The following is a 15,974-nucleotide window of genomic DNA, read 5'->3' as shown; positions in this document are numbered from 1 at the left end:
CGCAACGCTGGGTTATCGAACGCAGTTTTAGCTGGCTAGGAAAATATCGGCGCCTCTGGCGCAATTGTGAGCGAAAGCTGAACACCAGTAAGATGATGATTAGCTTAGCCTTCCTGCGAATACTCTTGAAAAGATTCTAAACACGTTCTTATACGGTATATTATCTGCCCAAATTTCTTGCGCAAAGTTTTGTTTTAACAAGTTATAAATGTTCATATTTAATCGGTCGTTTTCGTTCGGCTGCCATTTTAGCCAATCATAATATGCTGAGCTACTTACTCCGGCAATTTTCACTAATAAATCGATTGGAACTTGTGGATCTTCATCTTTTATTTGTTTAATGGCAATGTATTCTCCTTGATTGCGATGATGACTCAAGTCTGTTGATACTGAGTTTCTAAACTTTTCTAAAAATCTATTGGAAATTTCTACATGATAACTAAGTTCTTTGTATTTCTTTCTTTCAATTTTCAGCGCTTGTTCTTCATCATTAGGATCTACAGGTTTATTTTGTCCCCGCCGATCTTTCAATCCATCAACGCCATCTTTCAAATACTTCCGCGTCCAATTATTAACCTGCTGATAAGAAGCCTTGAATTTCTCTGCAGCAGCCCGATAATCCTTATCATGTTGAATAACCCACTCAACAATTTCAACCCGTTGCTCAAAATCAAACTTCCGAGCCTTCCGCCTAAATTCAGCCATAACACCACGCCCTTCTTTTCCTTATTCCTTTATTTAGATTAACATGTTTTTACAACAATAATTCGGGACACCTTGTTATAATTTTCCATTCATCGAGACGATGATATCAACTAACAAAGATCGACCAGATCAGTAATCAATCAAATATCCTAGGAACGAAAAATGCTAAGAATCACTATCAATTCCAAACAACATTCCTCCATAAAAATAAGTACCGTATCCCACACAAAAAATATTTTTGTTTAAAATTAGGTTCTGTGGAGGGTGGAGAGAATTCGCTGTCAGGTGTGAAATTCTTCTTAGCGACGAAGGAGCTTAGAAGAAGGCTCGTATTGGAGATGTCCGAGGTGCACTTCCTCGGATAGCTTCAATCGACGCCCACACCGTTCCACAGCGCAATTCTCGGAACCCTCCGCAGAACCGGCAGTGAACCACCTACACAAACTACATCCTCAAAAAAATTCAAACACAAAAACAAAAAAAAGACCGCAAATTGCGGTCTTTTTTTACTCGTATTTTATAAAATGAGCGTTGATCACTGGCTTTCCATCTCCATTTTCTGAAGATGAACCTTCGCCAAAGACCTTAACTCGGTCGTTGACCTTGACGTTTGGAATACCTTTGGCCAAATCGCTTAAATGATAATCAACCACTATTAAACTTGACGTATTTGCCTCATCTAAATCTAGGACTAGTTCTCGACCAACTTTGTTGTTGGCGATAACTTTTTTAACTCTGCCCCATTGGTTGATCATTTTTCCTTGATATAAGGAATTGTTTTGGCTCAATTCAGCGTATGTTACGTAATCGTAGTCTTGAGCGCTTTCCTTGAATTCATCCACCGTTTGTTGCGCTTTTCGATCGTTTAGATCAGCCTGTACGGTATCGATCGTCTCAACATATGGAAAAGTTGAGGTGAATTGGATCATTGTTGGATTGATTGCGTAGTACGCAACGAAGAAAAAGCTGATTATTAATAAGCTACAGGCTAGCACTTGGACCCATTTGATCTTTATGACGAGTGCCAAAAGCGCTAATATCAATATTACTATCAATTCCCCGAATAAAACCGTGAGTATCATAAAATCCCCTAATCTAAAAGTCTAAAAATATTTAACCAGGTGTTACTGCGTTTACCATCGTAATATTGTTGTTCATTGACAAATCTTCAACTACTTTAACATAAGTTAATTTACGTGGCAATTTCACTTCAAAAGTGCTGGTATATAAGTAATTACCGTCATTCTTATTTGCTTTAAAACTAACATTATTGACGACAATGTTTTCATCAGCAAAATATGTTTTTATAAATTGCTTAAATTCTGCTTTGTCTAAATATTGAATTTCTAAGTTGCGGACCGGGCTCACCCGAACGAAACGCTTTAAAAAAGCAATCACGCCGTAGACAACAACAAAACTAGCAATGGCAATTATGTAATTGCCCATGCCTACAGCTAGTCCTAAACAAGCTACGACCCATAAACTGGCGGCAGTAGTTAATCCCTTGATCGAATGGTGCTCTACGATGATCGTTCCTGCACCTAAAAAGCCGATACCACTAACTACTTGAGCAATTAATCGAGCATCATCTGCACGAACTATTCCTTTATATTGTGGGTATTGTCTAGCTATCTCCAAAGCATTGAAGCCGATTTCTTTTTGGATCAAAGCAATAATACAAGCTCCTAAACACACTAAAATATGTGTCCTGATCCCGGCGGGACGATGCTTTTGAGCTCGATCATACCCGATAACCCCCGATATTACCGTTGCTAGTAAAAGCCTAGCAATTACTGTTACAGCGTCCAATTGAAAAGTCAATTTGAACTCGCCTCTTTAATGATAAAAATTTGAAAATTTCCAATAAAAAAATTCAATAGTTCTGCTATTGAATTTAAACGTAATTATTTAGTCAGCTCTTTTAGCCAAGCTGGCAAAACCTCTGCTAATTCAGAGTAAGTCCGATCAAATTTATGATCGTACCATGGGTCTTGAATGACTTTATGAACACCTAAAACATCGTAAGCCATTTTGACCTTATCGGAACAGCCTGCAGGTGCCATATTCTTCAAATCGATAATGTTTTGTTCATCCATCCCAATAACAACATCGGCACGTTTGAAATCCTCATCGGAAATCTGCGCACCGAAATGCTCGATCACGGGGACTTCTCGCTTGTTTAACTCAGCAATTGCACCAGGATGTGGCGGATTACCAATTTCATAAGTTGATGTTGCCATGGAGGAGATCTCAAATTGATCTTCCAAGTTTGCTTGTTTGACTAAGTCTTTAAACATCATTTCGGCCATTGGTGAGCGACAAATATTACCTAGACATACAAAAATAACAGTCTTCATATTATCCATCCCTTATTTGATCAATCCTAGACGACGTTTAACATCTTCTAGTTGTTTTTCTAAAACTGGATCGCGTCGACTTAAAATATCTAATGTTGATGTTTGTTCTGAATCATTCTCACCATTATTAGTAGTTGATTTTGACTTTTCAACTTCTTCAACAGGAGTCTTTTGCTGCAACTTCTTTGAAGCTTTCTTTGATGCAGTTTTCTTAGCTGCAGCTTTCTTCGTTGTGGCTTTCTTGGTTTCTTTCTTCTTTGGTGTTTGAGTAGCTTGATTTTCCGGATCATACTTTCTGACCCAGGCGGCAACTTGTTGGTAGGAAATATCATATTTGGCACCAGTTGCCTTGAAATCACGCTCGTGATCAATTGCATACTGAGCTATTTCTTGTTGTTGTTCCGTAGTGTATTTCATTTAATCAATGCTCCTAATTGCTTTGTATTGAAAATTATACCATAACCAAAAACCGAATTAGTTTAGAAATCAAATACCATGAACATATGATAATAGATTTTAGCCACATAATAAATAAATGCGTGCAAATACGATTTATTCGTTAAACGGTTATCAAAATCTCTAATAAATTGTGAATAATTTATTATGGTTTAATATTTTAAAATATTTTTTCGTTTTTATTATTAATAAATGATAGCCTTGTGGATTCTGCTTATCTTTTAAAAAATAATAAGTATCAGTTCACTAAAAACCCCGTTTTTTTATACTTGTTTCACAAACTGTTGATGATCTATAAACTGAACTTTTAAATTTATTCCAATCAAATTTGCACTACATAGTCAATTGTAATATGATTGGGGTTGTATTAAGTTTCATTATTTTTTTACGGTATAATCCTTGTATATCAACTAGTTATGGACATAATAACTAATTGTAATACGTTAAAATTCATTTTTCTCTTTGAACAGCATTATCGACATCTATATTTGCATTTTATCATTTATTTTTGATGTTATTTATGAAATTCCACAAATCAACCTTGTCCTTAAATTGCAACAATGAGATTATATTACAAGAATAAAATTATATTTTTTTAAACAACCGATTGATTATTGAAGGGGTCATACATGGATATCCATCAAATTAAATATTTAATTACCATCGTTAATAACGACTTTAACTTAACTAGAAGTGCTAAAATCTTGGGGGTATCTCAACCGGCCTTGAGTAAGCTCATCAATGAGGTAGAAAAAAGTGAACAGATCCAAATATTTACCCATGGTAAAGGACGTATTACTGGATTGACTCCTTTAGGTGACGACTTGATCGCAAATGGACGTCAAGTTAGTGCTGATTTCGACAAGATGATGCAGAGCATGCGCGATAGTTCTAATTTAAAACGGGGAACTGCGAAAATCGGTATCCCTTCCATTATAATCTCGACGGTCTTTACTGAGGCTATTCCGAAATTCATTCGTGTGAATCCCGATATTAATCTCCAAATAGTCGAACGTGGTGGCTACGAACTGAAGAAACTGTTGATTAGTCAAGAGATAGACTTAGCAATCATCCCTTCACCAGTCATCGATCCATCCGTTGAGACAGTTGAGATTTTTCGTGATTCTGTTTCAGTCTGGTTCAACAAGGAGCATCGCTTTAGTCAGCTACATTCTCCAATTCCTCTGGACGAGATCAGTAAGGAAAACATCGTGACATTTAATAATGAGTTCATTTTAGCACACGAATTACAAAGCATTTTCCAACAGCATCATATTAATAAGGACTTTTATTTCCAAACTAGCGCTTGGGACTTGATTCTTAATATGTGTAAGGAAATGACTAATGCTGTTGGGATAGTTCCAACGCCGATCATGCAAAACTATTCTGGACAAATTGATCACGAAGATCTTGATCCAGTTTATCCTTGGACCATTAATATTTGTAATTTAAATAATACGTATTCAAGTAATATTGTTAAATATACAAAAAATTGGTTCGTTGATTTTTTCAAAAATCACGAAACTTCCGCTACACCTGTAAATAACTAAAATCATTATTATAGGAACCACGTAAAAGCCAGTATTCACGTTAATGAATACTGGCTTTTTGTATGACATCATCCAATGTCATCTGTAATAGTTATCCCATTCATAAATATTAAATGCAGGGGCTCCCCACCCCTAATGATGTCATTCCAAATGATCATAATACCCGAAGTGTAGTTTATAGTCGTACGAATAGACTCATGATCACTAGGTCTATACCAGTATATTATTTATAAAGTATTTTGTATAGTACAGATAAGGAATATCTTACTATTTATTTTTTTATGAAAAACTAAAAAAACCGTCATCTTGCGATGGCGGCTAAACGGTCTGTTATCTGATATTGATTATGAAATAGATTATATAGGAGTTAGTATTGTTTTCTATATCTGTTATGTAATCATTTCTGATTACAACTGTATAGTACAAGCATTAATGTACTTTTTCAAATAATTAGTCCCCTGTTTCATCTCCAAGAGAGTCAAAGATATCAATGACTTTTTGTAATACCGGTCCTTTCCGAGTGGAAGCCCGATAAACTAGCATCAAATAAAAAGGTGGGAAGTCTACATCGGATATTTCTAATTCTTGAATACCATCTTCACCTTGCAATGCTGTTTCAGCTATAAAACTGATACCTTTGTTTTGTCTGACCAAATCTAGCAACAACTTATAATCACCAGTTTGGTAGATCACGTTGGTAAAAACATTATATCGCTCGATCAATCCGTTGATGATCAATTGATGGACAGAACTACTATCTAAAATCAAAAAGTCTTCATTCTTCAATTCATTGATCGACATCGGCTGATTAAACTTGCGCTGGTCGCTGGCGATTATTTTGAAATGATGCGTTTTGATGATTTTAAAATCAAAATTAGCTGCTTTGGGGAAACTGGTCGTTCCTAGTAAAGAAATGTCGATCTTACCATCATACAACTGTTGTAAAAGTTCTTTAGATCCGGATCTCACTGGTTTTATTCGTGACAATAAACCTCTATCTTTAAACTGATCAAAAACTTGAGGAATCAAGTAATCACTAATAATAGGAGGAAAGCCCATTTTCAATTTATCGTTTTTGATCCGAGTAAGATCTTTTTTTATCAGATTATTTTCCCGTAGGATCTTACGGGCATGGATCAAAAATTGCTGACCCGCTGGAGTCAAAGTGATCGAATTAGCATAACTTTTGCGAATGATCAATTCGGCATCAAATTCAGACTCCATACGTTTGATGGCATACGTTATCGTTGGCTGACTGACCGAGAAAAAATGAGCCGTGTCGGAATAGCTTTTCAACTCAGTCAGTTTGACAAAATATTGAACATCTTTAATATTCATTTTTTCACCTATAAATTATTTTTATTAATTGTACCATATTTGACTATCTTTTTTATAGCTGTGTATAGTGACCCTTGTAAATTAATTGGAGGCATCAATGATGGTTGAAAAAGGATTTAACATTTTAAACAACCCCTTTGAAAATAAGGGAACTGCTTTTACAGAACAAGAAAGAATTGATTTAGGATTGGAAGGATTATTACCTCCTTTCGTCCAAACATTAGATGAACAAGTTGAACAAGCTTATGCTCAATATCAACAAAGAGATACTGATTTAGCTAAACGTTTGTTCTTGATGGACATTTTTAACGAAAACCGCGTATTGTTTTACAAGTTATTTAGCAAACACGTAAACGAATTTATGCCAGTAGTTTACGATCCAACTATTGCTGACACGATCGAAAACTATAGTCGTTTGTTCGTTGATCCCCAAAATGCTGCCTACTTATCGATCAATCATCCAGAAGAGATCAGAAGCATCTTGGAAAACGCTGCTGGTGGTCGCGAGATCAAATTGATCGTTGTTACTGACGGTGAAGGTATTCTCGGAATCGGTGATTGGGGAACTCAAGGTGTCGATATTTCCGTTGGTAAATTGATGGTTTATACAGCTGCTGCTGGTATCGATCCTAAAAACGTATTACCAGTTGTCTTAGATGTCGGTACTAATAACAAAGATTTATTAGCCGACAAATTATATCTTGGAAATCACCAAGAACGTGTTTCTGGTGATCAATACTATGACTTCGTTGACCAATTCGTTGGCACTGCTGAAGAATTGTTCCCAAATATGTACTTACATTTTGAAGATTTCGGTAGAAACAACGCGGCTAATATTTTGAATAAGTACAAGGATAAGATTTTAACATTTAACGATGATATTCAAGGAACAGGAATTATCACTTTGGCTGGTATTTTAGGTGCCTTGAACATTTCTCATCAAAAATTGAGTGATCAAGTTTACTTATCATTTGGTGCTGGTACTGCCGGTGCTGGTATTTTGAAGCGGATTTATGACGCTATGGTCGAAGATGGACTTAGCCCCGAAGAAGCTAAAAAACGTTTTTACATGGTCGACAAACAAGGTCTTCTCTTCACAGATACTGAAGGTTTGACACCTGAACAAAAACCATTTGCTCGTGACCGTAGTGAATTTGCAAATGCTGACGAGTTGACTAATTTGGACGCCGTCATGAAAGCTGTTCACCCAACTATCATGGTCGGTACTTCTACCCAACCTAATAGTTTCACCAAAGAAATTATTCAAGAAATGGCCGCTCACACTGAACGTCCAATCATCTTCCCACTTTCAAATCCAACTAAGTTAGCTGAAGCTTCAGCTAAAGACTTGATCGAATGGACTGATGGTAAAGCTTTAGTTGCTACAGGTGTTCCTGCAGAACCTGTTAAATACAACGGCGTTGAATACCACATTGGTCAAGCCAACAACGCTTTAGTATATCCAGGACTAGGCTTAGGTGCCTTGGCCGTTAATGCTAAGTTATTGTCAGACGGCATGATCAATCGTGCTGCTCACTCATTAGGCGGAATCGTCGATCCTAGCCAACCAGGTGCTGCTGTCTTACCACCTGTTACTAAATTAGATAAATTTAGTATGACAGTTGCCGAAGGTGTAGCTGACCAAGCTATCCAAGAAAAATTGAGTGATGCTACTGATGCACACACTGCAGTTACTAATATGAAATGGGAACCAACATACTAATATATAATTAAGAGGGATATTTATGAGTGCTTTTATTACATCTGTCGAAAGTGTTGCTGAAATTGTGATCGTTATCGCATTGGGATTTTGGCTTCGTAATTCCGGCCGTCTAGGCGATGAATTCAAGGGGAACATTTCCTTTATCATTATGAACATTGCCCTACCAGCTTCGATCTTCGTTTCAGTTTTGAAATACTTAACTCGGGACACCTTAGCAAGCTTATCCGGAGGATTAGTTTTTGCCTTCGGAAGCTTCGCCCTTAGTTACATTGTAGCTTGGCTAATGACTAAGATCTTGAAAATCCGCAAAGGTCGCCGTGGTACGTTCATTAACATGTTCGCAAATGCCAATACAATTTTCATTGGTCTACCACTTAACATGGCCTTATTCGGAACTAAGAGTTTACCTTACTTCTTGGTTTACTACGTTATGAATACTATTTCCAATTGGGCAATTGGTGTCTTCTTCATTTCTAGTGATGACCCAACCGTTGATAAAAGTGAGAAAAAAGATTTCAACTGGAAAAAATTATTACCAGCGCCACTAGTCGGCTTTTTAGTTTCACTAGTATTCTTACTACTAGCCATTCCGATCCCCGACTGGATCACTAAAACATTAGACATGGTCGGTGGCATCGTCACACCAATGTCATTGATCTACATCGGTATCATCTTAGCCGATGCCGGACTTAAATCTATCAGATTTGACCGCGATACAGTTTGGGCCTTAGTTGGACGTTTCATCTTTGCACCAGCAATCATGATCGGTTTGATCACCCTAGGCTCATCAACAGGACACGGACTACCAAACCTAGAAGCCAGCACCTTGATCATTCAAGCAGCTGCTCCAGGACTAGCAGTCTTACCAATCTTAGTAGACCAATCGCACGGTGACGTCGACTACGCAACAAACTTAGTAACAACCTCAACCGTCCTATTCGTTGTCGTGGTACCTATCTTAATGCAAGTGATTAACTTTATTTAAGATCAGAGAGCGCAGCGAGGTTGGTAAGCTGCTGAGGATTTAAACACAGAGAGCGGAGGCACACGGGTAGCTGCTGAGGATTAACGCGGGTGGTCGAACAAGGTGCGACGAAGTCGTGCCTCGACCACCTGTGTTAACCGGAGGCCGCTGTGTGCCGGAGCTCGTTTCAGCATCCTTGAGGATAAAGCAAAAAACCACTATCCAAACTGCAGCAAGTTTAGCAAACAAGAATGGATAGCACTACTTCATGCCAGTAAACTAGTGAAGCAACCAATCGTGTTAACTGGAAGCCGCTATCTCGCGAAGCTAGTTTCCGCATTCTTGAGAAAAAAGCAAAAATGGATAGAACCGTTCCATCCATAAAAAACAAACCTAATCACATGTATCAACCGGAGACAATATCTCCCACAAATTATTTTCACCAAAAAACCAGCAACCTCAGTCAGAGTTGCTGGTTTTTTTATACCTATTTTTCAACATATTCAATCAAATCCCCAGGTTGACAATCCAAAACCCGACAAATTTTTTCCAACGTGGAAAATCTAATTGCCTTCGCTTTATTATTTTTTAAAATGGAAATATTAGCTTGAGTCATTCCGACTTTTTCAGCCAGCTCTGTCACCGTCATGTTCCGCTTTACGAGCAATAAATCTAAATTGATCTTGATCATATCGTTAAGTCATTCTCCGTTTTCATATTGATTGCTTTGATCAAAATTTGTTCCATAGCGGAAATAAAGGCCGAAATAGCCAACGGTAAAAAGACGATAGCACCCACGATGATGATCATACCGGGTGAGTCACCTTGGTCAGCTGAATAATAAACAAAAGGCATGATCCCTAATAATGCTAAAAATTCGACCACGAACAAGTTACGGATCATCTTGACCGCATGTAATGATACTTCGGTAAAAAATTGCTGACGATCCATCAATCTGAATATTTTAAATAAGTAAAAACTGATCCCAAACGCAATTAATGCACCAATGAATAAGAAGATCGATGACATTAGCTGCAAGCTAAAGACCGAATCTTCAACTATTGAACTAATCGTTCCCCAACAGAGAGCATAAACAAAAAAAGCTATAAACAAATCCAAAATTGCAGTGACTAATTTCAATAAAGTAGTTTTGATTTTCATATGTTTCACTCCAAATATTTATTATGGATATCGTAGCATTTGGCATATCGATAATCAATATGTAATTATCGTTTTTCGATATGAATGATTTTTGGAATTACCTAGTAGCTAGCAGTAACATCGTCTGCAAAATCTTATCTTTGGCCATTTTCAAGCGCCCAGACTCCACCGTGATCGATAAAACTTGATTATCAAATTCAACATCAAACTTAGTAGCACACTCGTGAATTTGATTCAGAGAAATCCCAGCTAAAACGAGCTCCTTAACGACCTTACCGTCGTCAGTCAAAGAAATCTCATTTCCGTGAATTATCTTTCTAACTTTAATTTCTTTCAATTTTCCCATTTCAAACGGAAAGGTCAAATATTGGTCGTCATTCATTTTAGTCTACCCTCTTTCTGGATAATTTTCTCTCAGTTATTAGTTGATGGTTGTGATTATAAAATTTTGTTTTCTATTTCCGGAAACTATTTTTTTAATTGACAGTAACCTCGAGATTTCACAGTGGTCGAGACACTGCTTCGCATCACCTTGGGTGCTGACAATCACCTTCAGTTCTCCAATTTTGTTATACTGGAATTAATACATCTCTGGAGGTTTTGCAATTGTCACTTATCAACTTAAGTTATCGTACAAATTATTTACATACTTATTTTAAAACTACCATCGTTATTCCGGATACAAATGAGACTTCTTATAAAAATCTTTGGCTTTTACACGGCTATACGGGTGACGACTCAGCATGGATCCGTCACAAAAACATCGAAAAACTGGCACGAGAATACAATGTTGCAGTCATAATGCCAGAAGCCCGCAATGCTTTTTACACCGACTCCGACTTCATTCCCTACTATACTTACTTTGTAGAAGAATTAATACCAAAAGTCCGCTCATTGTTCCCCATCTCCGACAAACCAGAAGACACATTCATCGCCGGTTCGAGCATGGGTGGCTATGGCGCATTGAAGATCGGATTAAAAAATCCCCAAACCTTCAGCAAAGTAGCAGCATTATCCCCAATAACAGACATAGTCCACTTCCGCAACAATCCAGACGCCCCAATGGCCCACAACACCTTTGACACGATTTTTGACAGCCCAGAAAAAATCAAAGAAAACCAGCTAACAAATCTAGTAACACCAGACAACAAAAATCAAAAATTCATGACAATCTGCGGACACGACGACTACATGTTCCAAGACAACATAGACTTCGCAAACTTCATGACAAAAAAATTCAGCCACAACTACACCTTCGACAAAGTATCAGGCAACCACTCTTGGGACACTTGGACAAAAAATGTAGAAAAAATCTTCAAGTGGTTATAAATCAAAGAACCAAAAGAACTAACCAGGCCAAGAACTTACAAAAGCTCTTGGCTTTTATTTTGCCCTTGAACTTGCTCTTGAACTATCTTTTGAACTTACTGTAAAAATATAATCTGAGATAGACCGAAAAAACTAGGACAATCAAACAGTGCCAACTTGATCAAAAAAACTCGGTCCCCACCCCCAAAAAATATGTATTGTTGCACTATCTAGACGGAGGGGCCCGGGGATACAGACCTCAGCAGCTAAATTTTACTTGGCAATTTATTGCCTAGTAAAAGACCAAGTTTTGAGATGTCCGAGCGCACTTCTCGGATAGCTCAAAATTGTGTCAGCTGCGTTCCCGACCTTGGTTGTTGGGTGGCGTAGCCACCACCAAATTCGGTTGCGCAAGTGCGTCAGCACTTACGTTCCTTCATTGTATCCCAGGGCCCCGGAGTCGGCAGTGAACCACCACACAAACTACCACCACTATCCCACCAACAAACCAAATCAAACACAATAAAAGCAAAACGCCACTGTCCGCGTTACTCTCTCACCTCAAGAAAAAAACGATGCACAAAATGTGCATCGCTTTATATACATAAAATAATCTTACCAAACGAACAATCCAACGAATCCCGCTGATAGGAGTGATACAAGGATCCCTGAAAGTAGCATATAACCTACATTCTTAGAAATGATATCGTTCTTTTCTTTATCAACAATTCCTTTGAAACAACCAATGATCATACCAAGTGTAGAGAAGTTGGCAAATGATGTAACAAAGACTGTAAGAACTGCCTTAAAGTGTGGATCGAATTTGTTGATAATATCAGTAACCTTACCCATTACAACAAATTCGTTAGTTACTAATTTTGTACCCATGTATTGAGCCATTTGGAATGAATCATGGCTACTCAAGCCTAGTAACCAAGCGAATGGATACATGATTATTCCTAAGATGTGCTCTAGTGTTAACCAAGGGTTAACTAGTTGTAATACTTTGTCGATCAATGCTGCTAAAGCAACGAAAGCAATAACGTTAGCTGCAATGATCAAGATAAGCTTTCCAGCTCCTAGGATAGAATCTCCTAAGAATGAGAAGAATGGTTCTTTTTTACCATTGTCTGCTGTGCTGCTAATTGTAGCAACTGTATCTTCTTCAGGTTCTACTGTGACGGGATTTATTAAGCTAGTTACGATAATGGCATTAATAATATTAATAGGTATTGCTGTTAAGATGAATTGCCCTGGCATCATTTGGATGTAGGCACCAATGATCGAAGCTGTAACACAGCTCATCGACATCATTGCAAGCGTAACATTACGTTCAGCTTTCATCTTCTTTAATTGCAAACTTGAAACTGCAAGAGCTTCTGTGTTTCCTAAAAACATCATTTCAACCGCGAAGAAAGATTCAAACTTTGGTTGACCGGTGATGAATGATAATCCTTTACCGATCCATTTAATAATGAATGGCAATACACCGATATAAGTCAAAATATCAAATAGTGGAACGATCAATAAAATTGGCAATAATGCACTAGTTACAAAGTCCATGCTCTTAACGTGGACCCAACTAGGTAATGCAAACTCGATTCCGACATAAGCCACTTGAACTAGCCAATCGAATCCAGCAGCGGCACCGGAAACGATGTCTCTACCAATACTCATGCTAGTCAAGAACCATGCTAGAACTAAATTTAGTACAACCATGATCAAAATCGATTTCCATTGGATCTTTTTACGGTTCTTAGAGAACAAGACACCGATTGCTAAAAAGACCACGAGACCGATAATGTTGACAAGTAAATACATACTCATAATATTTAATCTCCTTTATTTTTCCCCTCCAGCTATATAAATGATATCATCAAATGCTTGCAAAATTGACTTAATTGTACATTTTATTTTAAATAACATGATATAACTTTAAAGCAAAAAAAATACTAGTGAGCACACTAGCATTTTATTTAGAAATCCACGTTATCATTTATTATTTTATTGATTTTTTGATACATTTCTTCCATAGAATGATTATGGTTTTTCTTACATTCCTTGGCAGATTTATCACACATAATACATTTACGATCAGGCAGTTCTAGCTCTTCACGAGTGATCGGCGATACTTGATCATTTTCGACTGCAAAGACATTGACGTCACTAATGACACCTAGTGGATCGTTAGCTTCGTATTCGATCGTTTCCTGTTTCAAAATACCAGGATCCTTTTCGATGATCAAAAAAGCTTGTGGTCCTGTGGAAAGATCCCATAAGACCTCTTTAAGGATCTTGTATTTTTTGCGGAAACGATCAACCACGATATTGAAAGTTCGACTAATGTAACGATTGTTTTTTATTTGACCTGGAATACGCATCGTAATATTGACCAATGAACAGTTTTCAGGGATCTCATCGATCAAATAATTTTCTTCCTCGAGGGCTGATTGCTTGCCACTTTTTATTTCTGCTTCTGTTTTTTTGTATCCTTCAGAAAAGACATCAACCATATTAATACTCCAATTGTTTTTTTAATTTAAATAATTATTATTCTGAAATCATTACCATTATTTTACCACGAATAAAACATCATTCCTGACTTGTAAGGCTTATTTAAACATATTTTACTGAACTCAAACACAATCATTCATATTTGACCGAACAAAAAATCCTACCGATGGGGGGTGGTCCATCGATAGGATAATAAATGTATATTTTTGGTGTTGAAACACGTATTAAAGTGATTAATCTAATGAATGTAATTTTTGAATGATATCTGAGTAGAATGAAATCATAGGTTGTTTGAGGCTTGCAGCTTGGTCTGGGTCTGCCAAGATGAAGTCTTTATGATCCCAACCTTGTTGCGGATCATTGTATTGCCAAATACCTGTTTGATTATCTGGAGCAGCATCATCACGTGTTGCTTGTTGATTCAATGGATATTGAGCAGAAATTACTGGAACCTCACCATCATTTGGCCACCATCTAGGATCGTTTCCATGTGATCCAATGAAGGCTGAACCAACGACATCGACTGAGTTCATAGTTGAAATAGGTCTGTAGTGACCTAAGCCATCAGCTTTTGAAGCTAGTCCTGAATATGTGAAGTAGTGTTCGTCAGGAGCTAAGTCAGTTCTGGCATTGATGGCATTAGCACCCTTGGTAGTTAGATCATACAATGAGTTATCAGTAGTTTTCCAAACCTTACTATTAACAGCTGATTTGAGATAACTAACAGTTGATTGTCCTTGTTGACGAGTCAAACCCCATTGATCAAGTTTGTAATCATTGGAGATGACGATCTTAGGAACTTTCACACCCATGATTGCACCGGTGTATAGTAAGTTTCTGACTACTTTCAAGTTACCAACGTCAGTAGCAGTTGGTGTTCCGTTTGAAGGTGCGGCAACAGTTACAACTGAGTTGACCCAGTCTTTGCCACCTTGGAACAATGAACTAGTATCTGAGCCAGTAGCTTGAACTTCCTCGGGACTTCCGTTACGTAATAATGTATCCAACTCACGAACAGTTTGTCCACCCATAGAGTGACCTAATAAGTGAACCTTGTTAGTTGAATCCCATTTTGGATAAATACCAGGGAATGTTCTACCGTAACGTGCATGGCCATATTTCTCTGAGTGAACTTTACCGTAATCTACAGTACCACCTTTAATGTAGTAATAAAGTTCAACAGCACGGTCATAATTTGAACTGAAAGGACTGACGGTACCTTCCAACGCATTAGGAGTATCTGCGGGAGCTTCCGTGTTGAAATCACTGACGATATCGGTTTCTGTACCTCCCCAGTACAGATTGTTGCCATCTTCACCACGACCCCAACCTGTGAGACCATTTACGAAGACGACGGGATAGTCGTTTGATGCGAAACTGGTGTTAGTTATGCCTGCAAAACCAATCATTGCAAAAAACAGACCAAATAATAACGCGATTATTGATTTCTTTTTCATTGTGAAATCCTCTCCTTCCCTATGTACCTAAGAATACCGCATGAAAACGATTTCTACAAGAGGTTTCACAAATATTTTGTTTCTATTTTAGAAAATATATTTATTATTTTTTGGCCTTAAAATATAGATAGCTTATTTAGTAAAGTCAGATACTTGATGGTTAAACGATTGTTCCACAAATTGCATTTCATATTTTATGAGTCAAAATTTTAGCTAACTGGTACGACCAATTTTATGCGGGTTCGACAACAAACTATAACCCGAAAATGCGGTCGTTATTCTGTTAACGCCAGAGAGAATCATATGTTTAACCGTTATCTTGCATAAATTAGTACTCACCATTTTCTCCATTTTAACTGTCTATCTCAGTTGCCCCGTTTTCATACCAACGTTAATTCTAAAACAATTACGCTAAATGTTTCATAGATATTTAGCATCAAA

General features: G+C 37.4%; 17 protein-coding genes. 5 read left to right on the top strand and 12 right to left on the bottom strand.

Translation table 11 applies throughout. From position 1 onward, the window contains the following. On the top strand, positions 1-140 hold a 140-nt coding region (locus EKM69_RS08245; RefSeq protein WP_152989498.1), incomplete at its 5' end, for a transposase. Here EKM69_RS08245 and EKM69_RS08240 read toward each other — a convergent pair. The 5 genes from EKM69_RS08240 to EKM69_RS08220 all read right to left on the bottom strand — a co-directional run bounded on the left by EKM69_RS08240 (position 100) and on the right by EKM69_RS08220 (position 3,479). After that, positions 100-705: a helix-turn-helix domain-containing protein gene (locus EKM69_RS08240; protein WP_125710026.1), complete on the bottom strand. Its 606-nt coding sequence runs from the start codon at positions 703-705 to the stop codon at positions 100-102. The genes EKM69_RS08245 and EKM69_RS08240 overlap by 41 nt on opposite strands. A gap of 506 nt (positions 706-1,211) precedes the next feature. After that, positions 1,212-1,733 carry a hypothetical protein gene (locus EKM69_RS08235; protein ID WP_125710024.1) on the bottom strand — a complete coding sequence of 174 codons (522 nt, stop codon included), beginning with the start codon at positions 1,731-1,733 and terminating at the stop codon, positions 1,212-1,214. 85 nt (positions 1,734-1,818) lie between these two features. Further along, complete coding sequence (locus tag EKM69_RS08230; protein WP_404825412.1) at positions 1,819-2,514, bottom strand: MgtC/SapB family protein; 696 nt, start codon at positions 2,512-2,514, stop codon at positions 1,819-1,821. A gap of 95 nt (positions 2,515-2,609) precedes the next feature. Next, on the bottom strand, positions 2,610-3,062 hold the full coding sequence (locus tag EKM69_RS08225; RefSeq protein ID WP_125710032.1) for a low molecular weight protein-tyrosine-phosphatase: 453 nt from the start codon (positions 3,060-3,062) through the stop codon (positions 2,610-2,612). A 12-nt stretch (positions 3,063-3,074) separates the two neighbouring features. Further along, the gene (locus EKM69_RS08220; protein ID WP_125710020.1) at positions 3,075-3,479 is read right to left on the bottom strand and encodes a helix-turn-helix domain-containing protein; all 405 of its coding nucleotides are present in this window, start codon (positions 3,477-3,479) and stop codon (positions 3,075-3,077) included. A gap of 668 nt (positions 3,480-4,147) precedes the next feature. Between EKM69_RS08220 and EKM69_RS08215 the strand changes: the two genes are divergently transcribed. Further along, complete coding sequence (locus EKM69_RS08215) at positions 4,148-5,068, top strand: LysR family transcriptional regulator (protein WP_125710018.1); 921 nt, start codon at positions 4,148-4,150, stop codon at positions 5,066-5,068. Positions 5,069-5,518: 450 nt separating this feature from the next. Here the strand turns inward: EKM69_RS08215 and EKM69_RS08210 are convergent, their stop codons facing one another. After that, positions 5,519-6,406: a LysR family transcriptional regulator gene (locus EKM69_RS08210; RefSeq protein ID WP_125710016.1), complete on the bottom strand. Its 888-nt coding sequence runs from the start codon at positions 6,404-6,406 to the stop codon at positions 5,519-5,521. A gap of 100 nt (positions 6,407-6,506) precedes the next feature. On the opposite strand from EKM69_RS08210, the gene EKM69_RS08205 reads away from it, so the two are divergent. Beyond that, entirely contained in the window at positions 6,507-8,129 is a 1,623-nt protein-coding gene (locus tag EKM69_RS08205; protein ID WP_125710030.1) for a malolactic enzyme, read from the top strand. A 22-nt stretch (positions 8,130-8,151) separates the two neighbouring features. Next, positions 8,152-9,114 carry an AEC family transporter gene (locus EKM69_RS08200; RefSeq protein WP_125710014.1) on the top strand — a complete coding sequence of 321 codons (963 nt, stop codon included), beginning with the start codon at positions 8,152-8,154 and terminating at the stop codon, positions 9,112-9,114. Positions 9,115-9,580: 466 nt separating this feature from the next. On the opposite strand, the gene EKM69_RS08195 is transcribed toward EKM69_RS08200, so the two are convergent. The 3 genes from EKM69_RS08195 to EKM69_RS08185 all read right to left on the bottom strand — a co-directional run bounded on the left by EKM69_RS08195 (position 9,581) and on the right by EKM69_RS08185 (position 10,636). After that, complete coding sequence (locus EKM69_RS08195; RefSeq protein WP_125710012.1) at positions 9,581-9,784, bottom strand: helix-turn-helix domain-containing protein; 204 nt, start codon at positions 9,782-9,784, stop codon at positions 9,581-9,583. Continuing rightward, positions 9,781-10,254 carry a DUF2975 domain-containing protein gene (locus EKM69_RS08190; protein ID WP_125710010.1) on the bottom strand — a complete coding sequence of 158 codons (474 nt, stop codon included), beginning with the start codon at positions 10,252-10,254 and terminating at the stop codon, positions 9,781-9,783. Before EKM69_RS08190 ends, EKM69_RS08195 begins: the two co-directional genes overlap by 4 nt. 97 nt (positions 10,255-10,351) lie before the next feature. Next, the gene (locus tag EKM69_RS08185; protein WP_125710008.1) at positions 10,352-10,636 is read right to left on the bottom strand and encodes a DUF1828 domain-containing protein; all 285 of its coding nucleotides are present in this window, start codon (positions 10,634-10,636) and stop codon (positions 10,352-10,354) included. Between the two features lie 224 nt (positions 10,637-10,860). On the opposite strand from EKM69_RS08185, the gene EKM69_RS08180 reads away from it, so the two are divergent. Then, on the top strand, positions 10,861-11,583 hold the full coding sequence (locus tag EKM69_RS08180; RefSeq protein WP_125710006.1) for an alpha/beta hydrolase: 723 nt from the start codon (positions 10,861-10,863) through the stop codon (positions 11,581-11,583). 594 nt (positions 11,584-12,177) lie between these two features. Here the strand turns inward: EKM69_RS08180 and EKM69_RS08175 are convergent. The 3 genes from EKM69_RS08175 to EKM69_RS08165 form a co-directional block, all read right to left on the bottom strand. Next, entirely contained in the window at positions 12,178-13,383 is a 1,206-nt protein-coding gene (locus EKM69_RS08175; protein ID WP_125710028.1) for a NupC/NupG family nucleoside CNT transporter, read from the bottom strand. Between the two features lie 155 nt (positions 13,384-13,538). After that, entirely contained in the window at positions 13,539-14,075 is a 537-nt protein-coding gene (gene citX, locus EKM69_RS08170) for a citrate lyase holo-[acyl-carrier protein] synthase (RefSeq protein WP_125710004.1), read from the bottom strand. A 234-nt stretch (positions 14,076-14,309) separates the two neighbouring features. After that, positions 14,310-15,533, bottom strand: coding sequence for a lipase-like domain-containing protein (locus tag EKM69_RS08165; protein WP_125710002.1), 1,224 nt, complete (start codon positions 15,531-15,533; stop codon positions 14,310-14,312). Positions 15,534-15,974 lie beyond the last annotated feature (441 nt).

The organism is Companilactobacillus zhongbaensis, assembly GCF_003946515.1.
Lineage (GTDB): Bacteria > Bacillota > Bacilli > Lactobacillales > Lactobacillaceae > Companilactobacillus > Companilactobacillus zhongbaensis.
Note: the sequence above shows the minus strand (reverse complement) of the source record. Positions and strands in the feature narration are given on the sequence as shown.

Excerpts from the sequence above, each read along its gene's own strand:
- EKM69_RS08210 (WP_125710016.1), bottom strand. The coding sequence starts at position 6,406 with ATGAATATTAAAGATGTTCAATATTTTGTCAAACTGACTGAGTTGAAA.
- citX (WP_125710004.1), bottom strand. The coding sequence starts at position 14,075 with ATGGTTGATGTCTTTTCTGAAGGATACAAAAAAACAGAAGCAGAAATA.
- EKM69_RS08175 (WP_125710028.1), bottom strand. The coding sequence starts at position 13,383 with ATGTATTTACTTGTCAACATTATCGGTCTCGTGGTCTTTTTAGCAATC.
- EKM69_RS08185 (WP_125710008.1), bottom strand. The coding sequence starts at position 10,636 with ATGAATGACGACCAATATTTGACCTTTCCGTTTGAAATGGGAAAATTG.
- EKM69_RS08220 (WP_125710020.1), bottom strand. The coding sequence starts at position 3,479 with ATGAAATACACTACGGAACAACAACAAGAAATAGCTCAGTATGCAATT.
- EKM69_RS08205 (WP_125710030.1), top strand. The coding sequence starts at position 6,507 with ATGGTTGAAAAAGGATTTAACATTTTAAACAACCCCTTTGAAAATAAG.
- EKM69_RS08165 (WP_125710002.1), bottom strand. The coding sequence starts at position 15,533 with ATGAAAAAGAAATCAATAATCGCGTTATTATTTGGTCTGTTTTTTGCA.
- EKM69_RS08240 (WP_125710026.1), bottom strand. The coding sequence starts at position 705 with ATGGCTGAATTTAGGCGGAAGGCTCGGAAGTTTGATTTTGAGCAACGG.
- EKM69_RS08225 (WP_125710032.1), bottom strand. The coding sequence starts at position 3,062 with ATGAAGACTGTTATTTTTGTATGTCTAGGTAATATTTGTCGCTCACCA.
- EKM69_RS08215 (WP_125710018.1), top strand. The coding sequence starts at position 4,148 with ATGGATATCCATCAAATTAAATATTTAATTACCATCGTTAATAACGAC.
- EKM69_RS08190 (WP_125710010.1), bottom strand. The coding sequence starts at position 10,254 with ATGAAAATCAAAACTACTTTATTGAAATTAGTCACTGCAATTTTGGAT.
- EKM69_RS08200 (WP_125710014.1), top strand. The coding sequence starts at position 8,152 with ATGAGTGCTTTTATTACATCTGTCGAAAGTGTTGCTGAAATTGTGATC.
- EKM69_RS08195 (WP_125710012.1), bottom strand. The coding sequence starts at position 9,784 with ATGATCAAGATCAATTTAGATTTATTGCTCGTAAAGCGGAACATGACG.